Source organism: Devosia lacusdianchii, from assembly GCF_022429625.1.
GTDB classification, from domain to species: Bacteria; Pseudomonadota; Alphaproteobacteria; order Rhizobiales; family Devosiaceae; genus Devosia; species Devosia lacusdianchii.
The window spans coordinates 1,023,264-1,042,217 of the sequence record NZ_CP092483.1 but is presented as its reverse complement, the minus strand read 5'-3'; the positions used below and the strand labels follow the sequence as shown (position 1 = coordinate 1,042,217).

Below are 18,954 nucleotides of genomic sequence, written 5' to 3'. Positions count from 1 at the left end.
GGGTCAGATATCCTGGTTCTGCGGCAGGATAACGAGATCGCGAATGGTGACGTGGGCCGGGCGGGTCAGCATGTAAAGCACGGCGTCGGCCACATCTTCGGAGCGCAGGCCTTCGCGGGCGGCGACCTTGCTGGCGATGGCAGCAGGATCGTCATAACCCCAGAGTTCGTTGAGCACGATGCCCGGAGACACCTCCCCGACGCGGACATTGTGCGGCGCCACCTGCCGGCGCAGACCGTGGACGAAGGACTGAATAGCGTGTTTGGAGGCCGAATAGATTGGCTCCCATTGGATGGCTTGATGGCCGGAAATCGAGCTGGTGACGACGATGTGGCCCGACTGCCGTTCGACCATCTGCGGCAGCAGGGCGCGGACGAGGCGGAAGACGCTGTTGACGTTGACCTGCAGCATGGCGTCCCAGGCGCCGGCATCGCCATCGACGACGTCGCCGGGAATATAGAGGCCGGCGTTGGCGAGGAGGATGTCGACACGACCGAAATGGGCCAGTGTCGTGGCGGCCGCATCGTCCACCGCTGCCGGGTTGGACAGGTCGGCGGGAATGACCAGGGCGTCGCTACCGACCTGGTCCGCGACCTCTTGCAGGCGCGCCTGTGAGCGGCCAACGAGGGCGAGTTTGGCGCCTGCATCGGCCAGAGTCAGCGCCAGGGCGCGGCCGATACCCGAGCTGGCGCCGGTGACCAGCACGACTTTGCCAGCAAGATTTTCGCTCATGAATGTCCTCCTGCCCGGCACGTTCATGTGCTTCTGGGTCAGTGGACGCTAGGCCATGAAGCTTCGGTTCGTCAATAAATAAGTTTGCTCGCGTAAAATTAGAGCAGGATGGCGGCCGCGCCAACAAGGCCGGCGTTTTCGCCGAGGCCGGCAACGACGACCGGCACATTGCGGAAGGCTGGCATGGCGTTGGCGAGGATGCGGGCCCGAATGCCCGGCTCGAGCAGAGCGAACCCGTTGGAAATGCCGCCGCCGATAATCACGCATTCGGGACTGTAGAGATGCAGCAGGTTGGCGATGCCGATGCCCAGCCAATCCGCTTCTTCGGCAACGAGTGCCAGCGCGTCGCCATCGCCGTCGGACGCGGCGGCGAAGACCGATTTGGGCGTGCCGGAGGCCATAGCACCGCTGCTTTGGCCGATACGCCGGGCGAAGGCGGTGCCGGAGGCATAGGCTTCCCAGCAGCCGCGATTGCCGCAGGAGCAGAGGGCACCGTCGCGCTGCACGGTCATGTGGCCGACATGGCCGGTCATGCCCATGCGTCCGTGCAGCGGCTTGCCATCGAGCACGACGCCGCCGCCAATGCCGGTGCTGACGGTGATGTAAGCGAGGTGCTGCATGCCGCGGCCGGCGCCGAACTTCCATTCACCGATGGCGGCGGCAATACCGTCATTTTCCAACCGGACTGGCAGGCCGATGGCAGCTTCGAGCATGCTGGCAATAGGCAGGTTCGACCAGCCGGCCAATGTGGGAATGCCCAGCGCCAGGCCGCGTGTGGTGTCGAGCGGACCGGGACATGCTACGCCCGCGCCCGATAGAGACGAGCGTTCGGCGGCGGGCGCGATTTGCGCGACCAGATCGACCACCTGAGCGATCACCGCCTCCGGACCCGCCTGGGCCAGCGTCGCGGTTTCGCGGCGATCGAGGATGGTGCCTGATGTATCGACCAGCGCCGCACGCAGACGGCTGCCGCCGATATCGATGCCGATGGCGCGGGTCTGGTTCATTTCAAAGCGCGTGCAGCCAGGCCATGCGGGCCGGCAGGTCGGGGGCGCCGAAGGCCAGTGAGCCCATGACGACAGTCTCAGCACCGGCGGCGCGCAGGATGGGCACTGTGGTGTCGCGAATGCCACCATCGGCGGCCAGCACGATCGAGCGGCCGCTTGCAGCGATCAGCCGCCTGGCCTCGCGCAGGCGGTCGCCAGCAGTGGGATCGAGCCCCTGCCCTTTGACGCCAATGGCGGTGCCCAGCAGGGTGACGAAATCGAGGCGGTCGAGATAGGGCGCCAACTCGGCAACTGGCGTTTCGATGCGGGCGACCATGCCGGCGGCGACGTCGCGCTCGTCGAGCATGGCCAGGGCGTCGTCGGCTACCTTGGCGTTTTCCACATGGATGCTGATGAGGTCAGCGCCGGCATCGGCAAATTGGGCGATCTGGTCGAGCAGAATGGCATCGGCGGCCATCAGGTGGACGTGGATGGGCTTCTCGGTGGCACTGCGGATGCGCATCACGAGATCGGGGAAGAACAGCAAAGCCGGGGCGAAATGCCCGTCGGCCACGTCGATGTGGAGGATATCGGCATGTGGTTCGATACGAGCGAGATCATCGGCGAGGCGAATGAGATCGGCCGACCACATGGAATATTCGGCAAGCAGGCGATGGCGCGGCAGATCGGCGAGCCAGGTGGTGCTGGGCATTTCAGATATCCTCGAAGAAGGCGCCGAGCGCCGAATGAAGGTCCGCGAGATAGCGGGATTTGTCGATAGCTTTGGGCGTGGCCTGACGCAGATTTGCGCCGGGGATGAGCGCAGCCAGTTGCTCGGCCATCGTCCATGGGTGGATGGCATCCTGACCGGTGCCGATGACCAGGGCCGGGATATTCAGGCGAGCGAGATCGGCTTCGGTGACGCCGGGGCCGTCTGCGGCAATGGCTTGCAGCAAAGCGGCGGTGATAGCGATGGGCTCGCGCTGGAAGAAGCTGAGGAGCGACACGAGATTATCAGGCGCGTCGGCTGCCAGACGTGCGTGGGTCGAACTGGCCGCAAAGGCCTCGCGTGCCGCATCAGGCGGCAGACGGGAGAGCAGTGCGCCTACTTCTGCATTGGGCTGCAGATTGGGCGGGGCGGCCTCGGTGACCCAGGCCGGGCGGACCAGAGCAAGGGCGCGAACCAGTTCGGGGCGAGTGACAGCCAGCCGCGTGGCGATGGCCGCGCCCATGGAAATGCCGCCGACGATCAGAGGACCGAGGGTGAGCTGTTCGATCAGGGCGGCAATGTCGTCGGCGAAGGTCTTGATGCTGAACTGATCGGGATTGCCCGGCTGGGACGCGCCATGGCCGCGGCATTCGAGGGTGATGAGGCGGTGGCCCAAGGGACAGGCTTCGGCAGTCTGGCGGGCATCACCGCAAAGGCCGTGCTGGAAGACAACAGGCACACCCGGACCGCCGGTGTCGTACCAAGCCAGATCCAGGCCATCGCGCTGCATGGTGTGGCGCTGCAGGCTCATTGCAGGGCTTGGCGCAGGAAGCGGGCGACGGCGGGCGCCTCGGCAGCCGTGAGGCCGTGGGTGACGACGTCGCCGGCAAAACCGATGGCGCGCAGGCGGCCGATATAGTGGCGATAGTCGAGGACGCCGGTGCCGGCGGCGGTGAAGGCGCCATCGACGGTGCGGTCCTTGGCGTGGACCATGACGATGCGGTCGGCGAGGAGGTCGATGGCGCGAGAGATGGTATCGCGCTGTTCGGCGAGGCTGGAATGCTCAAAGAGATTGGCCGGGTCCAGCACGATGGCGAGCCTGGGGCTGGCGATCGTATCGAGCAATTGGCGGGCGCGGACGGCGGAATCGACGACATTGGAGAGTTCGGGCTCGATGCCCAGGCGTATGTCGTAGCGCTCGGCGATAGCGACGGCCTTGCCCATTTCGGCCAGTAGGTCGCTCCAGGCATCGGGCGAGGTATTGTCGGGGTGGCCGCGCCATTGATCGTCGGGATCGCGCGTGCCGGTGCAGAGGGTGATGAGGCGGCTGCCCATGGTGGCTGCTGCGGCGGCCAGCACTTCGAGATGGACGAGGCCGGTGGCGCGAACGGCCGGATCGGGGTGGATCATGTTGTAGGTGCCGGAAACGGCGGCGATAGCGAGGCCCGTCTGGGCCGCGGCGTCGCGCACAGCCGCCGCCTGGGCAGGGCTGATGGTGTCGGGCAGCGATGGCAGGCCGGAGCAGGCCATGTTGTATTGCACCGCATCGAAGCCGGCAGCCTGTGCCTGGGCGAGAACGGTGGCCGGATCGCTACCGGGGAAGGTCTTGGCGAAGATACCGAGCCGCATCAGAGGGCGCCCGATACGTCGGCGAGGCGGACGGGTTTTCCGGTTCGGGCCGAGTGGGCAATGGCGACCATGGCGCGGACGGAGGCGATGCCGTCTTCCACATCGGCGCCGGTCATCGGCGCGCCATCGAGGATGGCGGCGGCGAAGCCTTCGAGCTGCCGGCGATAGAAATGGCCGTCAGCACCAAGGACGCGCGAACTGGCGCCGGTGGCTTCGTCGAAGATGTCGACCTCGCTGCTCTTGTAGTACCAGGGGTTATAGGTCTTGCCGAGGATGGAGCCGTTCTGGCCATAGATCTGGAAGCCCTCGTGCCAATCCATGCGGACGGCGACGGTGAGATCGAGGTGGCCAAGGACACCATTGGCGAATTCGACATCGACGAACCAGCAGCGCATGCCGGCGCGGTTGGAGAGGCGGGCATCGACGGCGACGATATCGCCGGCGAAATAGCGGGCCGTGTCGACCAGATGACTGCCATGGGCGAGCATGTAATAGCGGTCGAGATCGGCCTTGGGATTTTCGGGCGGCTTGCGGGCGGCGGTGCTGGCGACGATCAGAGGTTGGACGGCGTCGGTCATGGGGTAGCGATGAGTGCTGTCGCAATACCAGGCCTTGAGAGCCACCATCTCGCCCATGCGATCGGTGATGAAGGATTTCGCGGCTTCGAGGCCGGGATCGAACCGCTTCATATGGCCGACCTGAACCAACTTGCCACTGGTGGCGACGGCGGTTCGCAGGCTCTCAGCTTCCTCGACGCTGGTCGCCAGCGGCTTTTCGCAGAGTACGTGCTTGCCGGCTTCGAGCGCCTTGATGGCGGCGGGGACGTGGAAGGCGTCGGAGGTGGCGATGATGACGGCTTCTAGGTCTGGATCGGCCAGCATGGCGTCGTAGTCGGCGAAGTCTTTTTGCGGGGCGTGGGTTGCCGCCATGCGGTGGCGCAGATCGTCGGCGACGTCGCAGATGGCGTAGAGGTCGGCATTGGCGGCCTTGGTGCAGCTTTCGAAATGCGCCGCCTGTGCGATGGCTCCGCAGCCCAATACGCCCACGCGTAACAACCGCTCCTGCTTTTTGGGCATTCGACGTGCTCCCGCCGCTGGTCGAAGACGCCATTGCCGGGCGGCTCGATAATTTGTTAACTTAGGAAACATAATGGCTGCGGAGTTGTGCTGTCAACATGCGGCGGCTAGACCTTGACGTGATTTTTCGCCGGGCACGGAAGCTGGAAACATGGCCAATCAGTCGCTGGTGCGGCACATTAATGAGCGGCGGCTGCTGGGGATTTTGCGGGTCAGCGGGCCCGTGCCGCGGGCGGAACTGGCGCGGCGGCTGTCGCTGACGCGGGCCTCGATTACCGGGATGATCGACGACCTTTTGGCGCGCGGCATGGTCAGCGAGAAGGCGCGCGAAAGCAATGCTGAGCGGCGCGATGTGGGGCGACCGGGGATCGATATCGCGCTGGAGCCGAATGGAGCCTATTTTCTGGGCGTGGAGATCGGGGTGGGCGTGCTGCGCTTTGCCCTGCTCGATCTGGCGGCAGGTGTGGCCGAGACAGACGAGATGCCGTTCGACCGAGGACTGGTGCCGGAAGCTGTGGTGGGGATGGTAGCCGACAAGCTCGCCGGGTTACGGCAGCGCCCCCCTTATCGCGACAATATCAGGGCGCTTGGAGTAACCGTGCCAGGGCTGGTGCGGCGGGATGGGCACGTGATCAACCTGCCAATTCTGGGGTGGAAGGATGTGAACCTCAGTGCGCTGATCGCGGCGCGGATCGAGCTGCCCTGCCACGTCGAGAACAACGCCAATGCGGCGGCGTTTGGGCACATTTATTCCGATCCACGACAGCACCACGGCGTGGTGGTTTACCTCAAGATCGGAACTGGCTGCGGTGGCGCTGTCATCATCGATGACAAACTGCTGCGCGGGGGCAATGGGCTGGGCACGGAGTTCGGGCATTTGCGGATAGCGGCTGACGGGCCGCTGTGCAGTTGCGGGCAGCGCGGATGCATGGAAACCTTTGTGAACCTGAAGGCACTGCAGCGCTACGCGACCAATCGGGATGTCGATGAGGCGGCGACCGATCCCCAACTGCCGGAACAGGTAGCGGCGGGGCTGGCGAAGGGTGACCCCGATGCTGAGCGGGCAGTAGCCACTCTGGCAGGCCATTTGACCGAAGGGCTGGTCGATATCACCAATATTTTCGACCCCGATGAGGTGGTGTTCGGTGGGGCCATGCTGCCGGTACTCGATGCGGTGGTTGAGCGGATTACCGGGCCGCTGAGGCGGCGCATGGTGCCGGGGATGAGCCTGCCATTGCTGACCGTGTCGAGGATCGGGGCCTTTGAATGTGCGATCGGTGCAGCCGCCCTGGCTCATCATGAGGAGTTTGATCTGTCCAACCTCGACTTACGCACCTGACCCACACGACCCCAGCAGAATGAAAATCTTCTGTGTCAAAATTCTAATTGCCGCATGTAAATTCATGTGGCAGCAAGGAGCATAGCGTCGGCGTGTTCGCCGCGCTGGGGAAGAGCGCGTATGGCACGGATCAGGACGATGGAGCAGTTCGCCAAAGCCATTGGCCTGTCGCGGCCTACGGTCTCCAAATATTTCCAAGATGCCGGCTCGGTGCGCGTCAAGGTGCGCGAAAAAATCGAGGCAGGACTCGCTGAGACCGGGTTCCGACCCAACCTTTTCGCCATCAATCTCAATCGCCGCCGTTCCAAGATCATCGGCCTGATCTTCCCAAGTTCACTCGATCCGTTTTTCATGGGCCTGCGACGGCAGATCGAGCTGGTGGCCAGCGCGGCCGGCTATCTGCCCTTCGTCTTCAGCTCCGACGGCAAAGCGGAGCTCGAAGCCGAAGCCATCGAGAGCCTGACGGCGCTCAACGTTGCCGGCATCATCATGGCGCCGGTCGGCTTGCAGAACGCCCATCACGATAAGATCAAAGCCCTGGCAGGCAACATACCCATTGTCTTCATCGACGCCCCGTTTGACGAAGAAGAAGCGTTCGTGGGCACCAACAATGCCCAGAGCATGACCCTCATCACCGATTACCTGACCCGCTTCGGCGACCGGCCGGCCTATTTTGACATGCCCTGGGTTACAACCAACGGCTATGAGCGTCGCGTTGCCTATGCAACCACCATGGAACGCCGCGGGCTCGAGCCGCTTTTCATCGACGTCGACAAGGCCGAAACCTGGGAATTCGAAAGCCATGCGTTCGAGCAGGCCAACCGGAACCTGGCGCGCGGTGGCTTTCCCAGCAAGATCATCCTCTGTGCCAATGACCGTATCGCCTTCGGCGTCATGGCTGCGCTAAACCAGGCCGGGCTCAAGATCGGCATTGGCCCGGATTGCGACTTTCGCGTAGCCGGGCACGACAACCAGCCGTTCAGTGAATATATCTGGCCGCCTCTGACGACAGTGTCGCAGAACACCACGGAAATGGGCCGGCTGGCCATCAACCTGCTGCTGTCCAAGCTGGATAGTTCGCGCGTGTTCGAGGACCCGCGGATGAAGGGGCATCACATCCTGCTCAACGCTGAATTGGTGCTGCGCGCCTCGGCGTGACGGAGTGCGTCTTCATTTCTCTTCCCTGCGGGAAGGGAAACAGCCTGGAACATCCGGGCTGGACTGGTTCAGCCCCCCACCATCAGCTTGACCACTTCATCGTGGGTTGTTTCGGAGATCTTGCGTTCGCCGGCTTGGACGCCGCGCCTCAGGACGACGATGCGGTCGGAGACGGCGAAGATGTCTTGCAGGTTGTGGGAGATGAAGATCACCCCCCTGCCCTGAGCTTTGAGCTGGTGGATCAGCGAGATGACCTTGCGTTGCTCGGGGACGCCGAGGGCGGCGGTGGGCTCGTCCATGATGAGGATTTGCGCGTCCCAATAGACGGCGCGACCGATGGCAACGGCCTGCCGCTGACCGCCCGAGAAGTTGCTCACCGGAGCCTCCAGCCGATTCACGTGGAAATCGAGCAAAGCCATGGTGGACTTGGCGGCGTCAGCCATCTTCTTGCGATCGAGCACCGGCAGGAAGCCAAACGCCCGACGCATCGGCTCGCGACCGAGGAAGATATTGGCGCCGATGGAGAGGTTATCGGCCAGCGCCAGATCCTGGTAGATGGTCTCGATGCCCTTTTCGCGGGCTTCTTGCGGGGTGGAGAAGCTCACGGGCTCGCCACGCAGCCGGATTTCGCCTGAGGATGGCTTATAGACGCCCGATATGGCCTTGATCAGCGTCGTCTTGCCAGCGCCGTTGTCACCGGCCAGGGCCACGACTTCGCCGGGACGGACGACCATCGAGAAGTCCTTGAGGGCCTGCACGGCGCCGAAATTCTTGGACAGATTGCGGACGTCGAGCAGCGCTTCGGCTTGATTATTCATCGATGCGTCCTCCGGTGAACCGGCGTTGCGCCTGGTCGATCAGAACCGAGATGATGATGACGACGCCGACGCTGATAAACTGCCAGAACGGCTCGACATTGACGAAGACCAGACCGTACTGGATGACCGCAATCACCAGTGCCCCGGCCACTGTGCCGAAGATCGTGCCCGAGCCGCCGAAGAGGCTGGCGCCACCAATGACCACGGCCGCCACGCAATCGAGCAGCAGCGGCTCGCCGGCCTGCGCGGCACCGGCGCTGAAGCGGGCGGAATAGAGCACGCCCGCGAGGCCGGCGCACATGGCAGAGAGAATATAGAGCCGCAGCAGATGCCACTTGATGTCGATGCCGGCGCGGCGGGCGGCCTGCGCATTGGCACCGATGGCATAATTGTGCTGACCGAAGCGCGTCTGGCTCAGCACATAGTGCATGGCGATGACGAAGACCGCGGTGATGATGACGATGTAAGGCACGTTGAAGAGACGGCCATTGCCCATGGCCGCGAAGAATTCATTGCGCACCGGCACCGTGGTGCCGCCGGCCATGAGGAAGGCCACGCCGCGCGCCACGCCGAACATGCCGAGGGTACCGATGAAAGGCGGCACCCGCAGGCGGGAGACGAGCAGGCCATTGACCACGCCCGGCAGTCCGGCAACAAGCACGGCGACCAGGGCACCGAACAGCACTGCAATAGGGAACCCCATGCTGGGCGTCGCCCAGTTGATGACGTGGGCAGCGACCACCGCCGCCAGGCCCATGATGAAACCCAGCGACAGGTCGATACCACCGGAGATGATGACGAAGGTCTGCCCGGTGGCGAGCAGCAGCGGCGCTACCGCGAAGATGGCGATCGACTGGATATTGAATGGATTGAGGATGAAGGTGCCGCCGAATCCGATGCGGGCCCAGGCTTCGAAGCCGAGAATAAGCGCGGCGAGGAAGAGCCAGGCGCGCATGCTGGCAACGCGCTGTATCCAGCTGAGGGCGCGCTCCGAATGGTCCGCCTGCGGCGCCACATGGGCAGGCTGGGCCTGCGGTTCTGAAACGGTCATGGGTTCACCTGATCCGGCGTCGACGCGGGCTTTTGCCCTGCGGGCTGTGCAAGAACAGAGATGGCCCCACCATATCAGGCGGGGCCACTCCGGGAGGAGCCGTTACTCGTTGTAGAGGTACTTGGCGATTTCCGGATCGGCGATGTTGGACTTGTCCATGATGGTGAAGCCGGTGCCGATCGAAACCGGGATGGACTGGCCCGTCAGGTGGGCATAGGCGGAAACCACGCCGTAATAGCCAATTTCAGCGGGATGCTGGGCAATAGCGACGTCGACGAGGCCAGTATTGATGTTGTCCACGATCGATACCGGGGCATCAAAGGCCACCACCTTGATGGCGCCAGTCTGGCCAGCCTGCTGTACGCCATTGGCAGAGCCGAGGGCGGAGAACAGGTTGGCGCCGAAGACGCCCTTGAGATCGGCGTTGCGGGCGAACACGGCCTGCAACTGGCTGGCGGCGTTGTTGGCGTCGTTTTCGTTGAACTGGGTTTCGAGCACTTCCACATTCGGGAAGTTCTCGCTCATTTCTAGCTTGAAGCCTTCTTCGCGCTGATCGGTGGTCGAGATGCCCGGATTGACGTTGGACACGAAGACCTTGCCTTCACCGCCGATAGCATTGGCCAGGGCGCGCGCCGCGATGCGGCCGCCGAGCACGTTGTCGGAGGCAATGTAGGCCAGCGGGAAGTCAGCATCGCCAGCGCCGGTCTGATACGAACCGGTGCCTATGAAAGTATCGACGGTGATCACCGGAATACCGGCGTCGTTGGCCTTGCGCAGCGGCTCGATAAGCTGGGTGGTATCGGTCGGCGCGATCAGGATGGCGTCTGGTGCGCGAGCGATCATGGCGTCGAGCACCGGCACCTGAACGACCGGATTGAACTCGGGGGCGCCCTGGAACACCAGCTCTACGCCGAGCGCATCGGCAGCAGCCTGAGCGCCTTTGCGCATGGTGATGTAGAAGCCATCAGTGGTCAGGCCGGGGATCAGTGCGATCGTCAGCTTGGTATCCTGAGCATAAGACGGCACAGCCGCCACACCCATTGTCGTAACCAATGCGGCGGCAGCCACCGCCTTGAGAATAGAACGACGCTCCATGGTTTCCTCCCTTTGAGCTGTTCATTGACAGTCTTTCGGCTGGTCAAACTAATTTGTTTGTCCAGTTAACATATCTCAACTCGACGCATCGAAATCGTCAAGTGAAATTTTCTTCTGCAACTTACTTCACAAACTGCGACCGTCAAGACCCGCATATTGCAGCGCCGGTCAAGCAGCCGATCGATACGGTAACCTCCGGCGGACCCCTGTCCGTATTCTCCTCGCGGTTCTGATTATTCCAGATATCCGCCCGCCTAGAACTCCACGACGGTGGCGCTGTGTCAACAGGATTTATGCGCGCAAACATCAATTTTTACGCGGAGAAAGATTTGGAGGCGTGTGAGGTCGTGCCTCAGCGTGGCTACCCTCACGGAGTCATTCCGGCGAAGGCGGCATCCATGCTGAGACTGGAACTGAACTCCGGCCCCGCGGGAGTGACGCCATAGGCAGACACTCTCCCAATGGGCTGTGATGTGAAGAGCGACGGCCCTAACCGAGCGTGTCCAGAATCGCTTCCGCCGTGCGCGCATCGGTGACTAGCGCACTGATGAAGCCAGCTTTGGCAGCCCCGATAATGGCACCCACCTTGTTTTCGCCGGCGGCCACGCCGATGACGAGAGGGGCGGCTCGGAGTTGGGCGGGAGAGGCGGCGATCATCCGACCCTCGCCTTCCCACTGGATCAGTTTGCCGTCGCGGTCGAAGTAATGGCGGATCACGTCGCCCACGGCATTACTCAGCGACTGCTCGCTGGGTGTGGCGGCGCTGGCCTCGGGCGCATTGACCGCATGGGGCAAGCCAACGCCGACAATGGCGGCATCGATGCGATCCCACAGGGCGACGCTGTCAGCAATGGCGGGATCGGCAAGGAAAGCGGCCCGAGTCTCGGCCGAAGGCAGATAGGGCGCGTGGATGAAATGCGGCGTGCCTCCCATATGCCCGGCGGCGAGGCGGACGAACTCGTTGACCTGAAAATGCGGGGCGTGCTGCTGCATGCCGCCCGTTGCGGGCACTGTGATGATGCCGGGCAAGGGGGACAGCCCCGCCTGCATGACCGCGCTCACCGCCCTGCCCCAGCCGATGGCCAATACGGAGCCGGCGCCGAGACCCGCGTCTTTGAGTAGATCACCCAAAGGGGCGGCCAGGGCTTCGAGCACCCCAGCGACCGGGGCGTCGATAACGGCAGCGCGCTTGAGGCCGAGGCCGGCGATCAGCCGGTCGCGTAAGGCTTCGGGGGCGACGATATCGCGAATTTCGATGCGGACGATGCCCTCGGCGCGGGCGCGCTGTAGGAGGCGTGAAATCGTGGCCGTCGACACGCCCATGCGCTTGGCGATGTCCACCTGGCTCATGTCGCTCTCGTAATGCAGCTTGGCGACCGCATGCATCATGGAGCGGGAAACGCCTGCATCCCCGGACTGCGAAGACAGCTTGAAATTCCTTTCAGCAATGTGTTACATCGTTGGCAACGATAATCCTTATCGCCCAAACCCCGCTGTTAGGCAATTGCCGCGCAAAGCACCCGTTTTGCGTGACCGGAGCCTCTTTGTCGCAATTTCACGAGGAGCATATTCGACATGGCACGCATGACCACCGCCGAAAGACGCGGCTATCACCAGATCTGTGGACAGGATGGCGCGATGATGGTGATCGCCTGCGACCAGCGCGGCGGCATGCGGACGCTTTTGGCAGCGGACCCGGAAGAGCAGGCCAAGATCAGCAATGACGTGCTGGGCAACACCAAGGCCGATATCACACGCTATCTCGCCAGCCAGGCGTCTTGCGTGCTGGTCGACCCAATTTGCGCGGTGCCGCAGGTGGTGGATGAGGGCGTGTTGTCGCGCGATACGGCGTTGCTGATCGGACTCGACGCATCGGGATGGGATGTGTCGCCTGAGGGATACCGGATTTCCAAGATGGTCGAGGGCATCACCGCGCGCCGGGTGCGCGAGCTGGGCGGCACCGGCGGCAAGATCATGATCTATCTGCGCTCGGACACGCCCGCCGCCAATACGCGGAACATGGCGACACTGGAGCGGGTGATTGCCGATTTTGCCAGCGAGGACCTGCTGCTGGTCGTGGAATTTCTGACCTATGCCCTCGAAGGCGAAAGCAAGGAGACCTATGCGACCAAGATTCCCGAGCTGATCCAGGGTGGTACGCGGCTTTGCCTCGACGCCGGCTCCAAGGTGCTGAAGCTCCCCTATCCCGGTTCGCCGGAATCTTGCGCGGAGGTCACGCGGCTCTGTGGTGAGGTACCGTGGGCGATCCTGTCGGCTGGGGTGGACCACGCTACGTTCTTGCAACAGGTCGAGATCGCCATGCACAATGGCGCGTCGGGAGTGATTGCCGGGCGATCCTTGTGGAAAGACTGCATCTCGCTCGACCGGGCCGTAACCAGGCAACGGCTGGAGACGATTGCCGTGCCGCGTCTGCGCGAAATCCAGGCGGTGATTGCCCGCTATAGCGCCCACCATACGCGGGTCGCCTGAGCGTTGGGAGCGCGCCATGGGGCAGACGGCTATCGGAGTCGATATCGGGGGCACACATATCCGCGCCGCCCGGGTCAGCAATGACGGACAGGTATTGGCCAGCGTGCGGGCGCCGAGTTCGGCAGACCCCGAGCAGGTGCTGGCGACCACGATCGATCTGATCGGCCAACTGATGGTCGATGGTATTGCCGGCATTGGCGTCGGCGTGCCGGGACGGGTCGACGGCAGCACGGGCGTTGTGTTTTCGGGCGGCTATGTCGACCTCTCCAAGCTGCCCATTGCCCAATTGCTTCGCGAGGCGACCGGTCAATTCGTGGTGCTAGAAAACGATTGCAGCATGGCGCTGCTCGGCGAGGCGGCCTTTGGCGCCGGACGGGGCAAGCAGAACCTTGTCATGCTGACGATCGGCACCGGGATTGGCGGGGCGGCGCTGGACCATGGGCACCTGCTGCGCGGACGGAGCACAGCCGGGCAGTTCGGGCATGTCGTGGTGGCGCCCGATGGCCTGCTCTGCGCCTGCGGCCGGCATGGCTGCGTCGAAACCCTGAGTTCGGGCACGGCATTTGCCCGCCATGTCGGCGAGGCAGGCTTGCCGCCGGGTACCAATGCCGACACTTTGCTGGAGCGTCGGAATCAGGGCGATATGCAGGCTGCGGCGGTGCTGACTGCCTGGGCAGGACCATTGCGCCGGGCCATCGATGGGCTAGTGGCCACGCTTGATCCAGATCTGGTGCTTCTGGGCGGCGGCATGGGCACCCGAGCGGCTGCGGCGCTGGCAGGACTTCCCGCCGAGAATTGCTGGTACCAGTGCCCGGTCGTCTCGGCACAACTGGGCGACGATGCCGGGATGATCGGCGCTGCGCGCTGCGCCATGGACCGATTTGCGGCGCGCGGGCGCAAGCGTGCCGTGCTAGTCAATGGCGTGCCGGCCAGCGGCAAAAGCCAGGTGGCGCACGCCTTGTCGGCGCAGACGGGATGGCCGCTGTTGACACTCGACGCGGTCAAGAATCCATTTCTCGAGGTCATCGAGGGGGTGGACCGGGCGTTCAACCGGACATTGGGCAAGGCAAGCTACAAGGTGATCTGGTCGCTGGTGGCGGATGCGCCAGCAGGAACCACCGTAATCGTGGATGCCTGGTTCGGCTTCCAGCCGCCTGAGCTGCTGGAGAGCCACCTTGCCATGGCCGGCGTGAACGAGACCCTGGAAATCTGGTGCCAGGCGCCAGCCGACGTGGTCGTCGAGCGCTATGCCAGCCGCCTCGGAGAGCGGCTGCCGGGTCATCCGGGCGCCGCCTATCTGCCCGAATTGGCGGAACTGGTGGCGCGGGCCGAGCCGCTGGGCCGCGGCCCCCTCTTCGCGGTGGACACAACCGAGCCGACCGACATTGGTGCAATGGCGCAGTGGATCTCCGAACACTGGCCGGGAATGCCGTAAGGCTGGCGTTCAAGCGGTATGGATGAATGGGAGGCTGGCTGGGGTGCTAGGATTCGAACCTAGGAATGCCGGTACCAAAAACCGGTGCCTTACCACTTGGCGACACCCCAACTGGCGCGGTTCCTACACGGTTTGCCTATGGTGCGCAACATGGGTGAACCGGCCTCAAAAACCCTGTTCTTGACGCTTGAACGCGATGACGAGCGCAGCTATAACCCGCCCCATCGCGACTGGCCTAAACTGCTGAAAAGCGGCGCAGCCATCCAATCCCGTGTCGCGCATCTGCCGGAGTATAGCGCAGCCTGGTAGCGCACCTGCTTCGGGAGCAGGGGGTCGAGTGTTCGAATCACTCTACTCCGACCAATCAACCCCGGCCTCTCGCGAGGTCGGGGTTTTTTACACCGACAGGGTCTCGGCGAAAGCGGGCGACCTATCCCGCCTGCGGGCAAAGCCACGACGGTTTTGCGCCCCATTCCGGTCGCTGAACACACCTCAGCGCTTCCTACGAGGGATGCCGGCATTGGCGGAAAGGGAAAGATGCGCGAGCGTTAAATCGAAAAGTTAGATGGCGACGCTGCGCTCGACCATATCGCAACCTTACCCCGAACCAACCAACACCGCTCCACGTCTTTGCCCGGGCAATACGCATTTGCGTTGCCAGCCCGTTGTTTGCAGTCGACAGTGCCTGGGGCGACTTCTTCTGGGCGGTAGCGATGGACGACAATCCGGTTCTGTTGAGGGCTCGACTTGCTCGCCGGACCGATGGGGCTGTTTTGGCCGCCGGCCTCTCCCGCTGGGATCCGGCACTGGCTGCATTGGGCTCCGATGTCGGCCCTGCAATGGCCAGGCTCATCGAGCATGAGCAGTTGCGCGGAGGCTGCGTCGAAGAAGCGATAACCGACGGCGACTGGGAGGTTTCGGCGACAGGAGCCTCGGTGTTCCTGTCTGACGCGGCGGCCCAGGCCTATCTGGCATCGCCGACCCCGTTCTTCGCAGCGCAGCTGATGCGTCAGGTGCTGTCGGGCGAACCGGACGTCGTCCTCAACACCAGGCAGATTGCCCTTGGCAATGCCGGCGACGGGCTCAACCTCTTTGTGCTCGGCTTCACCCATCGCTACGGCGCCGAGGAGCCGCCCATCCTGCGCCCCTTGCTGGCACGCGCCATAGAGCATTTCGTCTATGCCCATCGCGGCTACCGGCTACGTCGCATGCTGCGCGAAGACCCCTATCCGATCGCCGATGTGCTGGTGGCTTCCGGCATGACGATTGCGCATGACTTCGCCGACATCGGCCGCAAGGTGCTGATCGCTGAGCCAAGCCCGGCGGCGCATATCTTTCCATCCTCCACCATTTCCATGCTGTTCAACTGTTCAGCGCCGCAGGTGCTCTATAGCAATGCCGAGCGGCGGCTGCTCGACCTGGCCGTTGACGGGCTTACCGATAGCGAAATCGCCTCGGAACTGGATGTGTCCGGCAATACGATCAAGCAAACCTGGCGCTCGATATATGATCGTACGCAGCGCAGGGTCCCCCTGGCGCTGGCCGCGGCGGGCCAGTCGTCGCTCGACGGAGTCCGGGGCCAGGAGAAACGGCGCCACCTGCTCGCCTATCTGCGCGACCACCCGCAGGAATTACGACCGCACGCGGCTACACCCTTTTAGGGCAATTGCGCTGCGGCAAGACGCTGGCAATGCTAGGCGCGATCTGCGCGGAGGCCCTGCTGTGAACGTTACCCCAACATCCGGCTGCTTTGCCGTCGTCATGATCTTCGGCGCAGCCGCGCCCGCCAGCGCAACGCCGGAGGATTGCGCCGCCATCGGCGACGCCTTTGCCAGGATGGGCACCGTCCCGGCCTTTCACGAAACGATCGAGCAGGATGGCACCAGCCTGGAGGCCATCGCCGTCGGAGACAAGCTCTATATGGTGATGGGCGGCGAGACGACCGAGCTGCCTTTGCAGGCCGGCGGCCGAGCGCAGTTGTTTGCCGGGCTGTTCGACGCATTTACGGTGACGGACTGCGCGGCTTTGCCCGACGAGACCATTGATGGCCGCGCATTGAAAGTCTTCTCCTATGTGCTGCCGCCCGATGGCGGACTGATCCCCGAGGCGATCGAGCAGCGCGTGTGGATCGGGATCGACGACGGTCTTCCCTACCTCGCGACCAATCCTGCAGGCAGCGTCACCATCACCTATGAAGGCGTCGTGGCGCCGACGCCATGATCGCTACTCTTATCCGTGCGGTGCTGGGGGCAGCCTGGCTGCTGGCACTGGGCGCAACCACGCCGGCCAGTGCCACCCCGCCGCTTGTCCTGATCATAGATGCTTCGGGTTCAATGGCCGCCGAACTCGACGGCGAACCACGGCTCGATATCGCCCGCAGAGTCATCCACGACGAGGCGGCGCATTGGGCCAACGGTGCCGAACTGGGCCTGGTCGCCTATGGCCATCGCCGCAAAGGCGACTGCGCCGATATCGAGACCATGCTGCCGGTCGGCCCGCTCGACATGGCGACGCTCGGCAATGCGCTGGACCAGCTGCGGGCCCGGGGCAAGACACCGCTCTCGGCCGCGCTGGTCGCTGCATCCGGGTTGCTGCCGGACGGTGGTTCCATCGTGCTGGTCAGCGATGGACTCGAAACCTGCGACGCCGATCCCTGCGCCGTCGCTGCCAGCCTGCGCCAAGCCAATGTCGACCTGCGCATCTTCGTGATCGGCTTCGGCCTGACCAGGCCGGAGCTGGATACACTGGGCTGCATCGCCGAGAATGGTGGCGGCCTGCTCCTGCCTGCCGATAGCGCCCAGTCCTTGAGCGAGACCTTGTCCACGGTCGGCGAGGCTGCCGCCAGCCCGCCGCCCCCGCCGACAGAACCGCCGCCGCAGCCGGTTGTCGCCAAACCCATGCCAGCCGAGCCCGAACCGGCCCCCGCCACGCCGGCCCCACCGACACCGGTTCCCGTCGACTTCGAGGCGGTCACTGCTCTTGGGCGCATGCCCGCGCCGGTACAGTGGACGGTGAAGCCGGCTGGCGCGGACCAGCCCGTCTATGAAGGTGGCGGCATTGGCATCGCTCTCGATCTGCCCCCGGGCCGCTATGACATTGCCTTGGCGGGCAACAATGTCAGCGGCGGCGCCGAACTGGAGATCACCGGCCCGAGCGATACGCCCATGCCGGTACCGATCGCGGCGGGTCACCTGCTGGTCCATCTGACGGCCGGCAATGGCCTGACCCTGGCCCAGGCGGAACTGGGCGACCAGATCGCCTGGACCATTGCCCCGCTTGATGCTCAGCCACAAACGGCACTAATGACCGGCCTTGATGCCAATGCCGTGCTGGCGCCCGGCCGCTATCGCGTCACCTCGACCCTCGCGGACCACGTCGCAGAGGCCGAAGTGATGGTCGGTGAGGGCGAAACCACCGAGATCACGCTCAGTCTTGCCCTTGGGCGTCTGACGCTGGAACTGATGCTGGATGACGGCCCGGTGACCAGCGGCTCCGGGCTTGACTGGACCATTGCGCCCGCCACCGGTGGCGATCCCGTCGCGGTGGCCGGAACCGCGCGTCCCACGCTCATGCTGCCGGCCGGCAGCTACGTCGTATCCGCCAGGCTGGATGGAGCCACCGTTACCGGCGAGGTCGTGGTCGCCGACGGCGCAGCCACCGTGCTGACCCTCAGCAATGCTGCCGGAACGGTAACGCTCGAAGCTACACTCGGCCCCGGCGGACCGGTGCTCGACGATTGGCGCGACGTGGTGTGGACCGTGTCGCCTTCTGGCGGGCAGGATGTGGGGTCGGCATTGACCGACCATGCCGAAGCGCGTCCGGTGGTGACCCTCGTCCCCGGCGAATGGGAAGCCATGCTCAAATCTGGCGCTGCTACAACGACGCAGCGTTTCACCGTCCAGCCGGGCATCGAGCAGACCATCCGCATCGCGCAGGCCGCCGGCCGGCTGCGGCTCAGCGGCCGGCTGACCAGCGGCAGCGAGCCCTTCTCGGACTGGCGCGACGTTCTCTGGACGGTCCGGTCTGCCGATGGCGCTACGACCCTGCTCGACAGCAGCCCGGACCTGGCCCCCGTCCTCGTCGTGCCCGAGGGCGATTGGCTGGTGACGCTGGTGTCCGGAGGCGCACGCCTCGAACAGCGGGTGACCATTGTGGCCGGCGACGACCAGTCGCTCGACGCGGCGCTCGAGGCCGGACGGCTGAGCGCCAAACTGCCCGATGGCAGTATCGCAACACTGACCATCAGCCCGCTCGACGCCGGCGGCAATCCGCTCGAACCCATGCTGTCCGGAACAGCCGCGCCAAACTTCGCCACCGTGCTGCCCGCCGGCCAATACCTGCTCGAAGCCACCAGCATCGACGGGCGTTACGCCAGCGCGCCGTTCGAGCTGGCGCCGGGCGAGACGCAGCAAATCGACATGACATGGAATTAGCCA

General features: G+C 64.2%; 17 protein-coding genes and 2 tRNA genes. 8 read left to right on the top strand and 11 right to left on the bottom strand.

Translation table 11 applies throughout. The features are described 5' to 3' along the window. Positions 1–3: 3 nt before the first annotated feature. The 6 genes from MF606_RS05080 to MF606_RS05055 all read right to left on the bottom strand — a co-directional run bounded on the left by MF606_RS05080 (position 4) and on the right by MF606_RS05055 (position 5,132). Complete coding sequence (locus MF606_RS05080) at positions 4–732, bottom strand: SDR family oxidoreductase (RefSeq protein WP_240232607.1); 729 nt, start codon at positions 730–732, stop codon at positions 4–6. Between the two features lie 98 nt (positions 733–830). After that, positions 831–1,739, bottom strand: coding sequence for an ROK family protein (locus MF606_RS05075; protein ID WP_240232606.1), 909 nt, complete (start codon positions 1,737–1,739; stop codon positions 831–833). A 1-nt stretch (position 1,740) separates the two neighbouring features. Continuing rightward, positions 1,741–2,430, bottom strand: coding sequence for a ribulose-phosphate 3-epimerase (locus MF606_RS05070; RefSeq protein WP_240232605.1), 690 nt, complete (start codon positions 2,428–2,430; stop codon positions 1,741–1,743). Between the two features lies 1 nt (position 2,431). Continuing rightward, positions 2,432–3,238 (bottom strand): alpha/beta fold hydrolase, encoded by an 807-nt coding sequence (locus MF606_RS05065; protein ID WP_240232603.1) that lies wholly within the window; start codon positions 3,236–3,238, stop codon positions 2,432–2,434. Beyond that, the gene (locus tag MF606_RS05060; RefSeq protein WP_240232602.1) at positions 3,235–4,056 is read right to left on the bottom strand and encodes a sugar phosphate isomerase/epimerase family protein; all 822 of its coding nucleotides are present in this window, start codon (positions 4,054–4,056) and stop codon (positions 3,235–3,237) included. The genes MF606_RS05065 and MF606_RS05060 overlap by 4 nt, the downstream gene beginning before the upstream one ends. Continuing rightward, positions 4,056–5,132: a Gfo/Idh/MocA family protein gene (locus tag MF606_RS05055; protein WP_240232600.1), complete on the bottom strand. Its 1,077-nt coding sequence runs from the start codon at positions 5,130–5,132 to the stop codon at positions 4,056–4,058. Before MF606_RS05055 ends, MF606_RS05060 begins: the two co-directional genes overlap by 1 nt. A 151-nt stretch (positions 5,133–5,283) precedes the next feature. Here MF606_RS05055 and MF606_RS05050 point away from each other — a divergent pair, with 151 nt between their 5' ends. Together MF606_RS05050 and MF606_RS05045 are read left to right on the top strand one after the other, a co-directional pair. Further along, entirely contained in the window at positions 5,284–6,471 is a 1,188-nt protein-coding gene (locus MF606_RS05050) for an ROK family transcriptional regulator (protein WP_240232598.1), read from the top strand. 120 nt (positions 6,472–6,591) lie between these two features. Continuing rightward, complete coding sequence (locus MF606_RS05045) at positions 6,592–7,629, top strand: LacI family DNA-binding transcriptional regulator (RefSeq protein WP_338084413.1); 1,038 nt, start codon at positions 6,592–6,594, stop codon at positions 7,627–7,629. Between the two features lie 68 nt (positions 7,630–7,697). Here MF606_RS05045 and MF606_RS05040 read toward each other — a convergent pair whose 3' ends face one another. The 4 genes from MF606_RS05040 to MF606_RS05025 form a co-directional block, all read right to left on the bottom strand. Beyond that, positions 7,698–8,447, bottom strand: a complete 750-nt coding sequence (locus MF606_RS05040) for an ATP-binding cassette domain-containing protein (RefSeq protein ID WP_240232596.1) — start codon at positions 8,445–8,447, stop codon at positions 7,698–7,700. Then, positions 8,440–9,498, bottom strand: coding sequence for an ABC transporter permease subunit (locus MF606_RS05035; protein ID WP_240232594.1), 1,059 nt, complete (start codon positions 9,496–9,498; stop codon positions 8,440–8,442). Before MF606_RS05035 ends, MF606_RS05040 begins: the two co-directional genes overlap by 8 nt. Before the next feature lie 102 nt (positions 9,499–9,600). Further along, on the bottom strand, positions 9,601–10,593 hold the full coding sequence (locus tag MF606_RS05030) for an ABC transporter substrate-binding protein (RefSeq protein WP_240232592.1): 993 nt from the start codon (positions 10,591–10,593) through the stop codon (positions 9,601–9,603). Between the two features lie 489 nt (positions 10,594–11,082). Beyond that, the gene (locus MF606_RS05025; RefSeq protein WP_240232591.1) at positions 11,083–11,982 is read right to left on the bottom strand and encodes a sugar-binding transcriptional regulator; all 900 of its coding nucleotides are present in this window, start codon (positions 11,980–11,982) and stop codon (positions 11,083–11,085) included. Positions 11,983–12,168: 186 nt separating this feature from the next. On the opposite strand from MF606_RS05025, the gene MF606_RS05020 reads away from it, so the two are divergent. Beyond that, positions 12,169–13,083 carry a tagatose-bisphosphate aldolase gene (locus MF606_RS05020; RefSeq protein ID WP_240232589.1) on the top strand — a complete coding sequence of 305 codons (915 nt, stop codon included), beginning with the start codon at positions 12,169–12,171 and terminating at the stop codon, positions 13,081–13,083. Between the two features lie 16 nt (positions 13,084–13,099). Next, complete coding sequence (locus MF606_RS05015) at positions 13,100–14,518, top strand: ROK family protein (protein ID WP_240232588.1); 1,419 nt, start codon at positions 13,100–13,102, stop codon at positions 14,516–14,518. Between the two features lie 35 nt (positions 14,519–14,553). Here MF606_RS05015 and MF606_RS05010 read toward each other — a convergent pair. Then, positions 14,554–14,628, bottom strand: a tRNA-Gln gene (locus MF606_RS05010). A gap of 176 nt (positions 14,629–14,804) precedes the next feature. Here MF606_RS05010 and MF606_RS05005 point away from each other — a divergent pair. The 4 genes from MF606_RS05005 to MF606_RS04990 all read left to right on the top strand — a co-directional run bounded on the left by MF606_RS05005 (position 14,805) and on the right by MF606_RS04990 (position 18,951). Then, positions 14,805–14,881: transfer RNA gene (locus MF606_RS05005), tRNA-Pro, on the top strand. Positions 14,882–15,183: 302 nt separating this feature from the next. After that, the gene (locus MF606_RS05000; RefSeq protein WP_240232586.1) at positions 15,184–16,179 is read left to right on the top strand and encodes a helix-turn-helix transcriptional regulator; all 996 of its coding nucleotides are present in this window, start codon (positions 15,184–15,186) and stop codon (positions 16,177–16,179) included. A 61-nt stretch (positions 16,180–16,240) separates the two neighbouring features. Continuing rightward, the gene (locus tag MF606_RS04995; RefSeq protein WP_240232585.1) at positions 16,241–16,738 is read left to right on the top strand and encodes a hypothetical protein; all 498 of its coding nucleotides are present in this window, start codon (positions 16,241–16,243) and stop codon (positions 16,736–16,738) included. Continuing rightward, positions 16,735–18,951, top strand: a complete 2,217-nt coding sequence (locus MF606_RS04990; RefSeq protein ID WP_240232583.1) for a VWA domain-containing protein — start codon at positions 16,735–16,737, stop codon at positions 18,949–18,951. Before MF606_RS04995 ends, MF606_RS04990 begins: the two co-directional genes overlap by 4 nt. Positions 18,952–18,954: the final 3 nt, after the last annotated feature.